Origin of the sequence: Actinosynnema mirum DSM 43827 (assembly GCF_000023245.1) — a bacterium.
Classification (GTDB): Bacteria; Actinomycetota; Actinomycetes; order Mycobacteriales; family Pseudonocardiaceae; genus Actinosynnema; species Actinosynnema mirum.
Genome location: NC_013093.1, coordinates 2,896,292 through 2,911,017 on the forward strand (window position 1 = coordinate 2,896,292; position 14,726 = coordinate 2,911,017).

13 protein-coding genes are annotated in these 14,726 nt (G+C 72.4%); 8 read left to right on the plus strand and 5 right to left on the minus strand.

Features of this window, described 5'->3' with window-relative positions:
• Positions 1–208: 208 nt before the first annotated feature.
• Genes AMIR_RS12825 through AMIR_RS12835 form a run of 3 tightly spaced genes read right to left on the minus strand, consistent with a single transcriptional unit; the run spans position 209 to position 2,876 of the window.
• Complete coding sequence (locus tag AMIR_RS12825) at positions 209–1,129, minus strand: ornithine cyclodeaminase family protein (protein WP_222840726.1); 921 nt, start codon at positions 1,127–1,129, stop codon at positions 209–211.
• Positions 1,123–2,217, minus strand: coding sequence for an alanine racemase (locus AMIR_RS12830; RefSeq protein ID WP_015801391.1), 1,095 nt, complete (start codon positions 2,215–2,217; stop codon positions 1,123–1,125). Before AMIR_RS12830 ends, AMIR_RS12825 begins: the two co-directional genes overlap by 7 nt.
• Entirely contained in the window at positions 2,214–2,876 is a 663-nt protein-coding gene (locus tag AMIR_RS12835) for a helix-turn-helix transcriptional regulator (RefSeq protein ID WP_015801392.1), read from the minus strand. Before AMIR_RS12835 ends, AMIR_RS12830 begins: the two co-directional genes overlap by 4 nt.
• Before the next feature lie 112 nt (positions 2,877–2,988).
• Between AMIR_RS12835 and AMIR_RS12840 the strand changes: the two genes are divergently transcribed.
• Genes AMIR_RS12840 through AMIR_RS12850 form a run of 3 tightly spaced genes read left to right on the plus strand, consistent with a single transcriptional unit; the run spans position 2,989 to position 6,016 of the window.
• The gene (locus AMIR_RS12840) at positions 2,989–4,068 is read left to right on the plus strand and encodes an acyl-CoA dehydrogenase family protein (RefSeq protein ID WP_015801393.1); all 1,080 of its coding nucleotides are present in this window, start codon (positions 2,989–2,991) and stop codon (positions 4,066–4,068) included.
• Positions 4,053–5,336, plus strand: coding sequence for a bifunctional PIG-L family deacetylase/class I SAM-dependent methyltransferase (locus AMIR_RS12845; RefSeq protein WP_015801394.1), 1,284 nt, complete (start codon positions 4,053–4,055; stop codon positions 5,334–5,336). The genes AMIR_RS12840 and AMIR_RS12845 overlap by 16 nt, the downstream gene beginning before the upstream one ends.
• Positions 5,333–6,016: a glycosyltransferase family 2 protein gene (locus AMIR_RS12850; RefSeq protein WP_015801395.1), complete on the plus strand. Its 684-nt coding sequence runs from the start codon at positions 5,333–5,335 to the stop codon at positions 6,014–6,016. Before AMIR_RS12845 ends, AMIR_RS12850 begins: the two co-directional genes overlap by 4 nt.
• A gap of 56 nt (positions 6,017–6,072) precedes the next feature.
• On the opposite strand, the gene AMIR_RS12855 is transcribed toward AMIR_RS12850, so the two are convergent.
• Positions 6,073–6,651, minus strand: a complete 579-nt coding sequence (locus AMIR_RS12855) for a GNAT family N-acetyltransferase (protein ID WP_015801396.1) — start codon at positions 6,649–6,651, stop codon at positions 6,073–6,075.
• A 274-nt stretch (positions 6,652–6,925) separates the two neighbouring features.
• On the minus strand, positions 6,926–7,726 hold the full coding sequence (locus tag AMIR_RS12860) for a pectate lyase (RefSeq protein ID WP_015801397.1): 801 nt from the start codon (positions 7,724–7,726) through the stop codon (positions 6,926–6,928).
• Between the two features lie 396 nt (positions 7,727–8,122).
• Here AMIR_RS12860 and AMIR_RS12865 point away from each other — a divergent pair, with 396 nt between their 5' ends.
• From AMIR_RS12865 to AMIR_RS12885, 5 genes are all read left to right on the plus strand, one after another.
• Positions 8,123–9,049: a carbohydrate ABC transporter permease gene (locus AMIR_RS12865; RefSeq protein WP_041836726.1), complete on the plus strand. Its 927-nt coding sequence runs from the start codon at positions 8,123–8,125 to the stop codon at positions 9,047–9,049.
• A gap of 49 nt (positions 9,050–9,098) precedes the next feature.
• Positions 9,099–9,908, plus strand: a complete 810-nt coding sequence (locus tag AMIR_RS12870) for a carbohydrate ABC transporter permease (RefSeq protein ID WP_049797126.1) — start codon at positions 9,099–9,101, stop codon at positions 9,906–9,908.
• 50 nt (positions 9,909–9,958) lie between these two features.
• Complete coding sequence (locus AMIR_RS12875) at positions 9,959–11,308, plus strand: ABC transporter substrate-binding protein (protein WP_015801400.1); 1,350 nt, start codon at positions 9,959–9,961, stop codon at positions 11,306–11,308.
• Positions 11,309–11,392: 84 nt separating this feature from the next.
• Positions 11,393–12,931, plus strand: coding sequence for an alpha-N-arabinofuranosidase (locus tag AMIR_RS12880; protein WP_015801401.1), 1,539 nt, complete (start codon positions 11,393–11,395; stop codon positions 12,929–12,931).
• Entirely contained in the window at positions 12,924–14,663 is a 1,740-nt protein-coding gene (locus AMIR_RS12885; protein ID WP_015801402.1) for a glycoside hydrolase family 35 protein, read from the plus strand. Before AMIR_RS12880 ends, AMIR_RS12885 begins: the two co-directional genes overlap by 8 nt.
• Positions 14,664–14,726: the final 63 nt, after the last annotated feature.

Consider the following 14,726-nt stretch of genomic DNA (forward strand, 5'->3'; position numbering starts at 1 on the left):
TTTGTTGTTCCTCCCGAGGTCTCGCGGCAGCGGAACCGGAGTGCGGGGCGGAACGGACGCTACGGACCGGAAATGCGCGCTGTCAACGGGGGATTTCCTTCGGGGCAAAGGATTCAGGTAGGTGAAACGACGTCGAAGGAATTCAGCTCGACGCGGCGCGCGGGTGTGGTCGAACGGCCGCGAAACAGCTGCGCCCATCCCGTGGCCCTCACCCCGAGCCCCGGTCCGCCGCCAGCAGCGCCAGCGCCAGGTGCAGGTCCTGCACGGCCAGGCCGGAGCTGTCGAACGCGGTGATCTCCTCCGGCGACCGCCTGCCCGGCGCCGCGCCCGACAGGACGTGGCCCAGCGCGGTCACCCGCGCGTCGGCGGGGGCGTGCTGGAACTCGCCGATCTCCCTGGACTGCTCGGGCAGGTCGCAGAACAGGGTCGCGGTCGCCAGCAGCTCGGGCGGGAGTTCCTGCTTGCCCCGCGCGTCCGAGCCCATGCTGGACACGTGCGCGCCGGGGCGCAGCCAGCGCGCGTCGAACAGCGGGGCGCGCGCCGTGGTCGCCGTGACCACGACGTCGCTGGCGCACGCCGACTCCGGGGTGTCCAGCTCGGCGGGCAGGCCCCTCGCGCGCAGCGCCGACACGAACTCCTCGCCTCCGCCGCGCGCCACCACCGCGATCCGCTCCAGCCGCCGAACCCGCGCCACCGCCACGCACTCGTGCAGCGCCTGGTGGCCCGCGCCGAAGATCGCCAGCGTGCGGGAGTCCTCGCGGGACAACGCGTCCACGGCCACCGCGTCCGCCGCCGCCGTGCGCAGGGCGTTCGCCGCGCCCGCCTCCACCACGGCGGCCAACCGGCCGGTCCCGCCGTCCAGCAGCAGGATCGTCGAGTTGTGCCTGGGCACGTCCGCGTTGCCCGGCCAGTACGTGCCGACCTTCACCCCCGCCACCTCCGGGGTGGAGGCGGACTTCACCGTGAACCGGTTCGCCCGCTCGTGCGCGTGGCCGACGACCACCGGGAACGTCGTGGCGTCCCCGCCCGCCGCCGCCAGCAGCGCCGCCCGCGCGGCCCCGAACGCCAGCTCCGGGGTCGCCAGCTCGGCGCTCCGCTCCTCCGGCAGCACCCGCACCGCGTTCACCACCCGGTCACCCGCGCCCACACCTCGGGCGCCCGCCCGCCGCCGACCACGTGGTACTCGCCGTGCTGGGCCGCCGTCGCGCAGGCGTGCACGGGCAGCACGCGCAACCTCGTGCCCACCGGGAAGTCCGGCAGCTCGCGGGCGCTGCCCTCGCGCATCCCCAGCACCCCGTGCTCCTGGGAGGCGCCCACCATCAGCAGGTCCGGCACCACGCCGCCGTCCTCCAGCGCCACCACGCCGTACGCCTGGTCCACCGCCTGCACCCCGGTGCCCCGGTCGCGGGAGGTCGCCATCCAGCCGCCGTCGGTCATGATCCAGCCGCGCTCCCGCCGGTGCCCGATCACGGTGACCACCACGGACAGCGCCAGGTCCGCCAGCCCGCACACGCCGACGCCCGCCATGACCAGGTCGAAGAACGCGTAGTTGCCCGCGCGGACCTCCGTCACGCCGGTCAGGTCGCGCGCGGCGTGCGCCGTCGGGGTCGAGCCGACGCTCACCACCGGGCAGGGGAAGCCGCCTGCGCGCAAGGCCTCCGCGACCCGCACGGCGGTGGCGCGCTCGTGCTCGGCGGCCAGCGCCAGCTCCTCGGGGGTGTACCGGAAGTACGACTCGCCCGCGTGGGTCAGCACCCCGCGCAGCAGGTCCCCGCCCAGCACGCCCGCGATCTCCAGCACCGCGGGGGAGTCCGGCGGCACCCCGCCCCGGTGCCCGTCGCAGTCCACCTCCAGCAGCGCCGGAACCCCTTGCCCCGCAACGGCCTCCGCCTGCTCGACGCTGTCCAGCAGCACCACCAGGTCCACGCCGCGCTCGCGCAGCGCGCGCACCCGGTCCAGCTTGGACGGTGCGATGCCCACCGCGTACAGGACGTCGTCGTACCCGGCGTCGGCGAACACCTCGGCCTCGCGCAGCGTCGACACCGTGATCGGGCCGGGCGCGCCGCCGAGCAGCACCTCCGCGACCCTGGGGGACTTCGAGGTCTTCACGTGCGGGCGCAGCACCGGTCCCAGCGCGGTGATCCTGGCGCGCAACCGGTCGGCGTTGCGCCGCAGGACCTCGCGGTCCAGGCGCAGGTGCGGGGTGGGCGGCGTCATGCGGTGGGCTCCGTCCGGTGGTCGGGGTTCCTGCGGCACTCGGCGAGGTCCGCGTAGAGCGAGGCGCGGGACACGCCCAGCCGCGCGGCGACCCTCGGGGCCGCGCCGCGCAGCCGGAACACGCCCCTGCGGTCCAGCGCCGCGATCAGCGGCAACCGGTCGGCCCTCGGCAGCGCGGCCGGGTCACCGGGGGTCTCCGCGCGGATCACCGCGTCCAGCACCTGCTCGACGTCGTCGGTGAACGTCGTGGGCGTGGGCTGCGCGGTCCCGCCGAGCAGGTCGCTGAGCAGGTCGCCGACCTGCTGGAGCGCGGTGGCGTCCAGGTTCACGCACAGCGCGCCGAACACCCGGCCGCGCGCGTCGCGCAGCGGCAGCGTGGACGACTTCACCAGGCGGCCGGACGGGGTGCGGGTGAGCTGGCCCAGGATCGGCTCGGCCTCGTCGCCGCGCGCCAGCACGGACAGGCCGATCTCGCTCATCGCGCCGCCCACGTGGCGGCCCGTGACCTCGCCCGCCACGGCCACCACCGAGCGCTCCGGGACGCGGTAGTCGTGCAGCACCACCTCGCAGGACCGGCCGAACGTGGCGGCCAGTCCGGGCAGCACCGCCTTCAGCGCGCCCAGGATCGCGTCGGCGCTCGGATCGGGTTTCGCGGGCATGGGATGGAATATAGACGATGTGTCCCAAGTCTGGACAGAGTGTCCAAATCGGGGGTGTCGCCGATCACACCCACTTCGTGTTTGAAGTGGTCGGCGAGAGGTATCTGCGGTCATGCCCGACCACCGCACGGCCGCCTCGGTCGTCCACTCCCTGCGCGAACTCCTGGAACTGGGCGCGCTCGACCTCCCCCGGCCCGGCGGCGGCTCGACCGCCGTCCGCTGGGAGGCGCTCGCCGCGCTCGGCAGGCGGGACCTGGCGCTCGCCCGGCTCGCCGAGGGCCACGTGGACGCGGTGGCGATCCTGGGCGAGGCGGACGAGGAGGTCCTGCCCGGCCTGTACGGGGTCTGGGCGTCCAAGGCGGGCGGCACGGGCGCGGCGCTGCGGGACGGCGCGCTCACCGGCGCCGTGCGGTTCTGCTCCGGCGCGCACGGGCTCGACCGGGCGCTGGTCGTCGCGGCCCGCGAGGACGGCGACGTCCTGGTCGACGTCGACCTGACCGACCCGCGCGTGCGCCGCGACGGCGACTCCTGGCGCGCCATCGGCATGGACGCCTCCGACAGCGCCGACGTCACCTTCGACGCGGTGCCCGCCACCCGGATCGTCGGACCCGCGGGCTTCTACGCGAACCGCCCCGGTTTCCTGTGGGGCGGCGGGGGAGTCGCGGCGGTGTGGCACGGCGGCAGCACCGGGCTGGTCGAGCGGCTGGTGCGGCACCTGCGCGGGTCGGCGCGGGTGGACGAGCACCGCCTGGCGCACCTGGGCGCCCTGCACGCCGCGCTGCGCGGGACCGCCGCGCTGCTGCGGGCCACGGCGGACGGCATCGACGCCAGGCCCGACGCCGACCCCGCGATCGCGGTGCACGCGTTGCGCGCCAGCGCCGAGCGCACCGCGTGGACGGTCATGGACCTGCTGCCGCGCGCCACCGGACCGGGACCGCTGTCCTGGGACCGGGGCTTCGCGCAGGCGCTGGCGGACCTCCAGCTGTACGTGCGGCAGCACCACGCCGAACGGGACCTCGCGGAACTGGGGCGGCTGGTGCTGGAGGCGAGGCGCGCGGACGGGGACCGCGCCGCCGGGGGAGCCGGGGGTGGCGCGGAGGGAGCCCGCGCCACCCCCGGCGACGGGGAAGAGTTTGCGCCGCAAGGGGAAACCGAGGGCCTCGGAGAGGAGCGCGCGTGGGCGAGAGCGTGACCCCGGAGCACGAGTGGGCGGAGTTCCTGCCCACCCTCGCGCTGCCCCCGGTCCACCTGGGGAACCCGCGCGTGGCGGTCGTCGTGGCCGCCCACCCCGACGACGAGACCCTCGGGGCAGGCGGGGTCGTGCAGCGCTTGCACGCGGGCGGGACCAGCGTCCGCCTGGTCGTCGCCAGCGACGGCGAGGCCGCGTTCCCCGCGCTGGACGCGGCGGGGCGCGCCGAGCTGGGCGCCCGGCGCAGGCGGGAGATGGTGGCGGCGCTGAAGGCCCAAGGGCTGACCGGCGTCGAGCCGAACTGGTTGGGGCTGCCCGACTCCGGGCTCGCCGACGTCGAACCGGAGCTGACCCGCCGCCTGGCCGAGCTGACCCGCGACGCCGACCTCGTGCTCCTGCCCTGGCCGCACGACCCCCACCCCGACCACGCCGCGGTCGGCAGGGCCGCGCTCGCCGCCGCCCCCGCCCGCGCGCACCGCTGGTCCTACCCGATCTGGATGTGGCACTGGATGAGCACCGACTCCGCGCTGCCCTGGCAGCTCGCCTCGGCGCACCGGCTCACGCCGCAGGAGCGCGAGCGCAAGCAGCGCGGGATCCACGCGTTCGCCTCCCAGCTGGAACCCGGCCCGCACGGTGAGGAGCCGATCGTGGACTCGTCGATGCTCACGCACTTCGACCGCGAGGACGAGGTGCTCTTCCGCGAGCCCCGCGCCGCCAGCGCGCCGCTGTCCCGGTTCGCCGAGCTGTACCGGGGCAGCGCGGACCCCTGGGACACCGCGGGTTCCCGGTACGAGAAGGGCAAGCGCGCCGCGCTGCTGGCCGCGCTGCCCCGCGAGCGGTACCGGCACGCGCTGGAACCGGCCTGCGGCGCGGGCGAGCTGACCCGCGAGCTGGTGGCGCGCTGCGACCGGGTCACCGCGTTCGACCCGGTGCCCAGGGCGGTGCGGCGGGCGCTGGCCACCGCGCGCGGGGCGCGGGTCCTGCACGGCGCGCTGCCGGGGTCCGTGCCGAACGAGCGGGTGGACCTGGTGGTGCTCAGCGAGATCCTCTACTACCTGGGCGACGACGACCTCCACGCGAGCCTTGACCGGTTGCTGGGGCTGCTGGAGCCCGGCGGCGACCTGGTCGCCGTGCACTGGCGGCACTGGGCCCCCGAGGCGCCCCGCGACGGCGAGGCCGCGCACCGGGTGCTGCTGGCGCGCCCGGAGCTGGAGCCCGTGCTGGAGCGGGTGGAGCAGGACTACGTCCTGCACGTGCTGCGCCGTCGATGATCGAGGCGGTCGGGGTGGTGGTGCCCGCGCGCGACGAGGCGGGCACGGTCGGCGACGCGGTGCGGGCGGCGCTGCGGGCGCTGGAGGCGTGCCCGGTGCGGTCGGTGGTGTGCGTGGTGGCCGACCGGTGCGCCGACGACACCGCCGGGCTCGCCCGCGCGGCCGGGGCCGTCGTGCTGGAGCAGCGCGCGGAGCTGGCGCTCGGGCAGGTGCGGGACCTCGGGACGCGGCACGCGCTCGCGCTGCTGGGCGGCGACCCGGCGCGCACGTGGCTGCTGGGCAGCGACGCGGACAGCGTCGTCGGGCCGGACTGGGTGACGCGGCACCTGGCGCACGCGGCGGAGGGCGCCGACGTGGTGACCGGGCGGGTGGAGGTGGTGGGGCTGGAGGCGGAGCTGTCCCGGCGCTACCGGGGTTTCCTCGCCCGCGAGACCCGGACTCCGGTGCACGGGGCCGACTTCGGGGTGCGGGGGAGCGCTTTCCTCGCGGTGGGCGGGTACCGGCCGCTGAGCAGCGGCGAGGACCGGGACCTGTGGTGGCGTCTGGTCGCGGCCGGGTTCCGGGCCGCGCAGTCGACCGACGTGGTGGTGCGGACCAGCGGCCGGGTGGTCGGCCGGGCGCGCGGCGGCGTCGCCGACCTGCTGGCCGACCTGCGCGCGGGGGCCGAGGAAGTCGGCTGAGGCGGTGGGCCGAGGCGGTGGGCTGAGGAGGTGGCTGAGGCGGTGGGGCCGGACCGCTACCGGCCCCGGCTCCACTCGGCGCGGGTCAGCCCGTACTCGACCTCGCCGTGCTCGGAACCGGGGATCGGGTCCGGCCACTCCCCGGTGAACGAGCGCAGGAGCACCAGCCCGGACTTCTCCATCACCCGCCGGGACCCGCTGTTGACCGCCATGGTGTTCGCGGTGACCCGCTCGACGCCCAGCTCGGCGAACCCCTTGTCGATCAGCGCCCGCGACCCCTCGGTCGCGTAGCCCCTGCCCCAGGCGGACTTGCGCAGCCGGTACCCCAGCTCCACGACGGCCGGCGTGCCCTCGTCGAGCGGCCGGAACTCGAACCACCCCAGGAACTCCCCACCGCCCCGCTCCTCGGCCGCCCAGTAGCCGCGCGTGCCCAGGCACGGGTGGACGTGCAGGAGCCGGGGCAGGACGCGCTCGCGCACCACGTCCATCCCGGTCGGCGCGCCGCCGGTGAGGAACCGCATGACGTCGGGGTCCGAGTCGAGCTCTCGCAGGCGCTCGGCGTCGTCCGGGGTGAACGCCCGCAGGCGCAGTCGCCCGGTCTCCAGGAAGGCCGCTGCGGGCCGGGAATCGGGCACGCACCGATGCTCCCCGCTCCCCGCACCCGCCGCAAACGGGTTGGCAGCGGGCACGCACCCCTGCCCCAAGCCCGAACGGCACCCGACGGGCACCCGGAACGCACCCGAAGCGCACCCGTCCCACACCACCTGAACGGCCGTTGCCAAAGCGCAACAATCTGCGCTAGGGACCCCGTGGACGTGACCCCCGTCACCGGCCCGGAAACCCCGCCCGCGCAGCGAAAAGCGCCGGGCACCCCGCCCGGCCGCAGGGTGTCCGGCGCTTTCCCGGTGACTACTTGTAGGTCACGTCCGAGGTCGAGTACTGGCAGTGCTTGCCATCCGGCCCGCTGCCCGTCTTCTTCGGCTCGCCCTTGGTGGTCCCGGTGTACTTGTCGCACACCGAGAGCTTCTTCTTGGAGTCGCCGACCACCGTCAGCTTCGTGATCTTCGCGGTGTCGCCGTAATTGGTGTTGATGCCCACCATCGACTTGCCGGGCGCGTAAGCGGTGACGTTCTCGATGATCACGTTCCGCTTGTGCTGGGTCTTGCAGTTGCCGCACGAGCGGTAGAGCTTCCCGAAGTCGTCGACCTGGAAGTTCTTGATGTGCATGGTGCCCGGACCGTTGTGCTGGAACACCTTGTCCGACGCCTTGCGGGCCCCGCCGCCGCTGATGGTCATCGTCTGCGACGACTTCGACCCCTTGAAGGTGGCCGCGTCCTCGCCGACGTCCTCCCACCACACGTTGCTCAGCGTGCAAGTTCCCAGGCAGTGGACGCCGTCGGCGGCCGGGGAGCCGATCACCACGTTGGACAGCGTTGCCCCGTCGGAGAGCACGAACAGCGGGTCCTGGCCCTCCTTCTGGTTGTCACCCCCGAGCTTCCCGCTGCCGTAGTAGCGCTTCATCCCGCCGTCGAGCGACTTGCCGACCTCGATGCTCTTCGAGACCGGCTGCGGCGTTCCCTTGGCGCTCGGGAAACTGCTTCCCGCGGCCTGCGCGGTCGACGGCGTCGCCGCGTTCACCACGCCGACCGCCGCCACCGCGGCCAGTGCCGCGACAGCGAGGTGGAACGTCTTCCTGGATCTGATGCGCACTGCGCTCCTCCCGAGTGGGACGGGTTACGGCGACGAAAGCTACGAACCTCCGCAGGAATTGTCAACGATCTTGGGAGTAATCCGCGCCATAAGGGGTCGAAGCAGTCCGAAGGCGCATTCCCCTAATTGGTTCGGACAAGTTAGGGGGGTACGTGCTGAATCGATCAACGGTTCAACCGGAAAATTCAACCGTGAATGCCTCCCCGTTGACGGGCCCCCGCTCCGCGTGGTCCGCGCGCCGCACCTGCGCGAGGGGCCGCTCGGAGCACCCGGTACGCCCGAACGTCTCAGAACGGTGTCTGGACACGCGGCGGTCCAGGGGTTACGGTCCCCGGCAAATGTTTGCGTAAACATCCCGCGTGACCTCAGGGTTCGCGGCGGACCAACGGGGGGACGATGACGTCCACGTCGGTACCGGCCGTCGTACGGCCGGCACGCCGAGCGCGTTCGCAGCAGCGACGCACGCACCGCTTCGGATGGGTGTTCGTGGCGCCGTTCCTGCTGGTGTTCGCACTGGCCTTCCTCGCGCCGATCGGATACGCGATCGGGCTGAGCCTCTTCCGCGAGCAGGCCTTCTTCGGCGGTAGCACCTTCGTCGGGTTCGACAACTACATCCAGGTCCTCGGCGACTCGAAGTTCTGGGAGTCGTTCGCCAGGGTCTCGGTGTTCCTGGTCGTGCAGGTGCCGATCATGCTGCTGCTCGCGCTCGTCGCGGCGCTGGCGATCGACAGCGCCCGGCTGCACGCGGCGGGCTTCTTCCGCATCGTGATCTTCCTGCCGTACGCGGTGCCCGCGGTCGTGGCCACCCTCATCTGGGGCTACATCTACGGCGACACGTTCGGCCTGGCCGCGGACATCAACGGCCTGCTCGGCAGCAAGACGCTGGTGCCGCTCTCCGGCGACTGGGTGCTGTTCTCCATCGGCAACATCGTCACCTGGGAGTTCATCGGCTACAACATGCTGATCTTCTACTCGGCGCTGAAGATCATCCCGAAGGACCTGTACGAGGCGGCGGCGATCGACGGCGCGGGCGCGTTCCGCACCATCACGAGCGTCAAGCTCCCGGCGCTGCGCGGTTCCATCGTGGTCGCGACGATCTTCTCGATCATCGGCAGCTTCCAGCTGTTCAACGAGCCCAACATCCTGCGCCCGTTGACGCCCAACGCGATCAGCACCTACTACACGCCGAACATGTACGCCTACAACCTGTCCTTCAACGGCCAGCAGTACAACTACTCCGCCACCGTGGCCATCCTGATGGGCGTGATCACCACCGTGATCGCCCTGATCGTGCAGCTGCGCGGCTCGCGCAAGGGAGCGTGAGACCACCGTGTTGAACCCCAAGCGCAAGTCGGTGCTGCTCACCGGCGTCATGGCGATCTTCGTGCTGTACTCGCTGGTGCCGCTGGCCTGGCTGATCATCAGCGCGACGAAGAGCCAGCCGGACCTCTACACCTCGTCCGGCCTGTGGTTCGGCGACTCGTTCTCGCTGTTCGACAACATCAAGCAGACCTTCACGTACAACGACGGGATCTTCCTGCGCTGGCTGGGCAACACCCTGCTGTACGTGGTGGTCGGCGCGGGCGGCGCGACGCTGCTGTCCACCGCCGCGGGCTACGGCCTGGCCAAGTACCGCTTCCCCGGCCGCCCGGTGGTGTTCGCCATCGTGCTCGGCGCGATCGCGATCCCCGGCACGGCGCTCGCCGTCCCCACCTTCCTGCTGTTCAGCGAGCTGGGCCTGACCAACACCCCCTGGGCGATCATCATCCCGTCCCTGGTCAGCCCGTTCGGCCTCTACCTCATCTGGACCTACGCGGTGGACGCGATCCCGGAGGAGCTGATGGAGGCGGCCCGCCTGGACGGCGCGAGCGAGGTGCGGATCTTCTTCTCGGTGACGCTGCGCCTGCTCGCCCCCGGCATCGTCACGGTCGCGCTGTTCGCGGTCGTGGCCACCTGGAACAACTACTTCCTGCCGCTGATCATGCTCAGCGAGCCGGACTGGTACCCGCTGACCGTCGGCCTGAACCAGTGGAACGCCGCCTCGGTCGGCGCGGGCGCCCAGCCCGTCCAGCACCTCGTGATCACCGGCGCGCTGATCACGATCATCCCCCTCGTCGCGGCCTTCCTCTTCATGCAGAGGTTCTGGCAGTCCGGCCTGAGCGCGGGCAGCGTCAAGCAGTAACCCCCGAGCGGTACCCGAGTCTCCCAATGAAGCGAGAGGACAAACCCCCGATGTCTACCACCAGCCGCCGCGCGCGGGTGGCCGTGGCGATGGCCGCCGCGCTCACCACCGCGCTCACCGCCTGCTCCTCCGGCGACACCGCCGCGAACCAGCCGGCGGGCATGACCGGCACCGCTGACGCCGTCGACGCCGCCCTGAAGGCCGGTGGCGAGATCACCTACTGGAGCTGGACCCCTTCGGCGCAGGCGCAGGTCGACGCCTTCATGAAGGAGTACCCGCAGGTCAAGGTGAACTACGTCAACGCGGGCACCAACAAGGACCAGTACACCAAGCTGCAGAACGCGATCAAGGCCGGCTCGGGCGCGCCCGACGTGGCCCAGGTCGAGTACCAGGCCCTGCCGCAGTTCGCGATGACCGACTCGCTGCTGGACCTCGGCCAGTTCGGGTTCAACGAGTACGAGAAGGACTACACCGCCTCCACCTGGAACTCGGTGAAGGTCGGCGGCGGCCTGTTCGGCCTGCCGCAGGACTCGGGCCCCATGGCGATGTTCTACAACAAGGAGGTGTTCGACCAGTACCAGATCCAGGTCCCCAAGACCTGGGACGAGTACGTCGCCGCCGCCGAGAAGCTGAACGCCGCGGACCCCACCAAGTTCATCACCGCGGACTCCGGTGACGCCGGCTTCGCCACCAGCATGATCTGGCAGGCGGGCGGCAAGCCGTTCACCGTCGACGGCACCAACGTCAAGGTGAACCTGCAGGACGAGGGCGCCAAGAAGTGGACCGAGACCTGGAACAAGCTGGTCTCCAAGAAGCTCACCGCGCCCACCATCACCGGCTGGTCGGACGAGTGGTACCGGGGCCTGGGCAACGGCAGCATCGTCACGATGATCAACGGCGCCTGGATGCCCGGCATCCTCGAGGCCTCCGTGCCTGACGGCAAGGGCAAGTGGGCCGTGGCCCCGATGCCGACCTACGACGGCAAGCCCGCGACCGCCGAGAACGGCGGCGGCGGCCAGTCCGTCATCAAGCAGAGCGCCAACCCCGCGCTCGCGGCGGGCTTCGTGCGCTGGCTGAACCACGAGCAGGGCGGCATCGACAAGTTCATCGAGTTCGGCGGCTTCCCGGCCACCACCAAGGAGCTCGAGTCGGACGCGTTCCTGAACGCCGAGTCCGCGTACTTCGGCGGCCAGAAGATCAACCAGGTCCTCTCGCAGGCGGGCAAGGACGTCGTGAAGGGCTGGGAGTACCTGCCGTTCCAGCTGTACGCCAACAGCATCTTCAACGACAACGCCGGTAGCGCCTACGCCAACGCCAGCGACCTGAACGCGGGTCTGGCCTCCTGGCAGAAGGCCATCACCGAGTACGGCAACCAGCAGGGCTTCACCGTCACCAACTGACGCCCCTGACGCGGGGAGGCCGGGCCACCTCCCGGCCTCCCCGCGAGCACCACGCACCTCCGCCAGGACAGGAGACCGGACGACATGGTCGTCAGCATCGACGCGGACCTCGCCGACGCCATCGGGCCGGTGCCGCGCAGGCTCTTCGGCTCGTTCGTCGAGCACATGGGACGCGCGGTGCACACCGGCATCCACGAGCCGGGCCACCCCGCCTCCGACGAGACCGGGCTGCGCGGCGACGTCCTGGAGCTGGTGCGCGAGCTCGGCCCCACGGTCGTGCGCTACCCCGGCGGCAACTTCGTCTCCGGCTACCGCTGGGAGGACGGCACCGGTCCGGTCGAAGGCCGCCCCACCCGCTTCGACCCGGCGTGGCACACGCTGGAGAGCAACACCTTCGGCCTGCACGAGTTCGTGGACTGGGCGCGCAAGGCCGACGTCGAGCCCATGTACGCGGTCAACCTCGGCACCCGAGGCATCCAGGAAGCCGCCGACGTCCTGGAGTACTGCAACCTCCCCGGCGGCACCGCCCTCAGCGACCGCCGCCGCGCCAACGGCGCGGAGCACCCCTTCGGCATCACGCTCTGGTGCCTGGGCAACGAGATGGACGGCCCCTGGCAGATCGGCCACAAGAGCGCCGACGAGTACGGCCGCCTCGCCGCCGAGACCGCCCGCCTGATGCGCATGATCGACCCGCGCGTGGAGCTGGTCGTCGCGGGCTCCTCCAACGAGGAGATGCCGACCTTCGGGCAGTGGGAGCGCACCGTGCTCGCCCACACCGCCGAGCTGGTCGACCACATCTCCGTGCACGCCTACTACCAGGAGTTCGACGGCGACGCCGACAGCTACCTGGGCAGCTCGGTCGCCTTCGACCGCTACCTGAACCGCACCGCCGCCATCATCGACGGCGTCCTCGCGGAGCTGGGGCTGGACAAGAAGATCGGCATCAGCGTCGACGAGTGGAACGCCTGGGACCAGCGGCACTGGAACGAGGTCGAGCAGCCCGCGCTGCGCGCCCAGCCGCCCGCGCACCACCCGCGCGTCATCGAGGACACCTACACCGTCACCGACGCCGTGGTCGTCGGCACCCTCCTGAACTCCTTGCTGCGCAACGTGGACCGGGTCTCCATGGCGAACCTGGCGCAGCTGGTCAACGTCATCGCGCCCATCCGCAGCGAGCCCGGCGGTCCGGCGTGGCGGCAGACCACGTTCCACCCCTTCAGCCTCACCGCGGCGCACGCGACCGGAACGAGCCTCAAGCTCTCCGTCGACGGCAGCCCGCGCATCGACACCGCCCTGCACGGACCCGTCGACCAGGTCGACGCCTCGGCGACCTACGACGCCGAGACCGGCAGGGGCGCGGTGTTCCTGGTCAACCGCTCCACCACGGAGTCCGCCGAGGTGTCGGTGCGGCTGCGCGGGGCCGCGCTGCGGCTCGCCGACGCCCGCACCGTGACGATCCCGCCCGGCGGCGACCGGCACACCGCCAACACCGAGCACTCCCAGCCAGTCGCACCCACCGCGCTGGACGGCGCGACCGCGACGGCGTCCGAGGAAGGAACGACACTGTCCGCCACCCTGTCCCCGCTGTCCTGGTCCGTGCTCGTGGTGACCGACCATGGCTGAGTTCATCATCGGCGAGCACGACTTCCTGCTCGACGGCCGGCCGCACCGCGTCCTCGCGGGCGCCCTGCACTACTTCCGCGTCCACCCCGACCTGTGGGCCGACCGGATCGAGAAGGCCCGCCTCATGGGCCTGAACACCATCGAGACCTACACGCCGTGGAACCTCCACGAGCCGGTCGAGGGCGCCTACGACTTCACCGGGATGCTCGACCTGGAGCGCTTCCTGCGCCTGGTCGCCGACGCCGGGATGCACGCGATCGTCCGCCCCGGCCCGTACATCTGCGCCGAGTGGGACAACGGCGGCCTGCCCGCGTGGCTCTACCGCGACCCCGAGGTCGGCGTGCGCCGCAGCGAGCCCCGCTACCTGGGCGCCGTCAGCGCGTACCTGCGCCGCGTCTACGACGTGGTCACGCCGCTGCAGATCGACCGCGGCGGCCCGGTCGTGCTGGTGCAGATCGAGAACGAGTACGGCGCCTACGGCTCCGACAAGTTCTACCTGCGCCACCTGGTCGACCTGACCCGCGAGTGCGGCATCACCGTGCCGCTGACGACCGTGGACCAGCCGACCGACGAGATGCTGTCGCAGGGCAGCCTGGACTGCCTGCACCGCACCGGTTCCTTCGGCTCGCGCGCCACCGAGCGCCTGGCCACGCTGCGCCGCCACCAGCCCACCGGGCCGCTGATGTGCTCGGAGTTCTGGAACGGCTGGTTCGACCACTGGGGCGACCGGCACCACACCACCTCCGCCGAGGACAGCGCCGCCGAGCTGGACGCGCTGCTCGCGGCGGGCGCGTCGGTGAACATCTACATGTTCCACGGCGGCACCAACTTCGGCCTCACCAGCGGCGCCAACGACAAGGGCGTCTACCAGCCGACGATCACCTCGTACGACTACGACGCCCCGCTCGACGAGGCGGGCAACCCGACGGCCAAGTACCACGCGTTCCGCGAGGTCATCGCCCGCTACGCGCCCGTCCCCGGCGAGGCGCCGCCGCCCGCGAAGCCCGCGCCGGAGTTCAGCGTCGAGCTGGACGCGGGCGCGTACGCCCTCAAGGCCCCCGAGTCGTGGGGGACCTGGGAGCGGCACGAGGCGCTGCCCGAGCTGGACGAGCTGGAGTCCATGCCCCGCATGGCCCTCTACCGGACCACCGTGGACAGCGACGTGCCCGCGACGCTGGTGCTGGGCGAGGTCCGCGACCGCGTGTCGGTGTTCCTGGACGGCCAGCCGGTCGGGACCCTGCTGCGGCAGAACCACGAGCGCGCCCTCGGCCTGGACAAGGCCAGCGGCGAGCTGGTCCTGCTGGTCGAGGACATGGGCCGGGTCAACTACGGCCCGCGCCTGGGCGAGGCCAAGGGCGTCATCGGCGGCGCGACCCTGAACGGGAAGCCGTTGACCGGCTGGGACGTCCTGCCGATCGAGCTGGGCACCCCGCCCGACGCGGCCCCCACGCCGGACGGCGGCGCGGGCCCGGTGCTGCGGCGCGCGCGGTTCGACCTGGACGGGCCCGCGGACCTGTTCCTCGACACCCTGGACTGGGGCAAGGGGATCGCCTGGGTCAACGGCTTCTGCCTCGGCCGCTACTGGTCCCTGGGGCCGCAGCGCACGCTGTACGTGCCCGCTCCGGTGCTCCGCGCGGGCGCCAACGAGCTGGCGGTGCTGGAGACGGCCACCGCCGCGACCACCGTCGCGCACTTCAGGTCGGGCCCCGAACTGGGCCACACGGAGGCGTGACGGACCGCCCCGCGCACCGCCCCTCGGTGCGCGGGGCTTCCACACCCGCCCCGGTTTCGACCG

Excerpts from the sequence above, each read along its gene's own strand:
- AMIR_RS12830 (WP_015801391.1), bottom strand. The coding sequence starts at position 2,217 with ATGACGCCGCCCACCCCGCACCTGCGCCTGGACCGCGAGGTCCTGCGG.
- AMIR_RS12835 (WP_015801392.1), bottom strand. The coding sequence starts at position 2,876 with ATGCCCGCGAAACCCGATCCGAGCGCCGACGCGATCCTGGGCGCGCTG.
- AMIR_RS12840 (WP_015801393.1), top strand. The coding sequence starts at position 2,989 with ATGCCCGACCACCGCACGGCCGCCTCGGTCGTCCACTCCCTGCGCGAA.
- AMIR_RS12850 (WP_015801395.1), top strand. The coding sequence starts at position 5,333 with ATGATCGAGGCGGTCGGGGTGGTGGTGCCCGCGCGCGACGAGGCGGGC.
- AMIR_RS12865 (WP_041836726.1), top strand. The coding sequence starts at position 8,123 with ATGACGTCCACGTCGGTACCGGCCGTCGTACGGCCGGCACGCCGAGCG.
- AMIR_RS12870 (WP_049797126.1), top strand. The coding sequence starts at position 9,099 with ATGGCGATCTTCGTGCTGTACTCGCTGGTGCCGCTGGCCTGGCTGATC.
- AMIR_RS12875 (WP_015801400.1), top strand. The coding sequence starts at position 9,959 with ATGTCTACCACCAGCCGCCGCGCGCGGGTGGCCGTGGCGATGGCCGCC.
- AMIR_RS12880 (WP_015801401.1), top strand. The coding sequence starts at position 11,393 with ATGGTCGTCAGCATCGACGCGGACCTCGCCGACGCCATCGGGCCGGTG.
- AMIR_RS12885 (WP_015801402.1), top strand. The coding sequence starts at position 12,924 with ATGGCTGAGTTCATCATCGGCGAGCACGACTTCCTGCTCGACGGCCGG.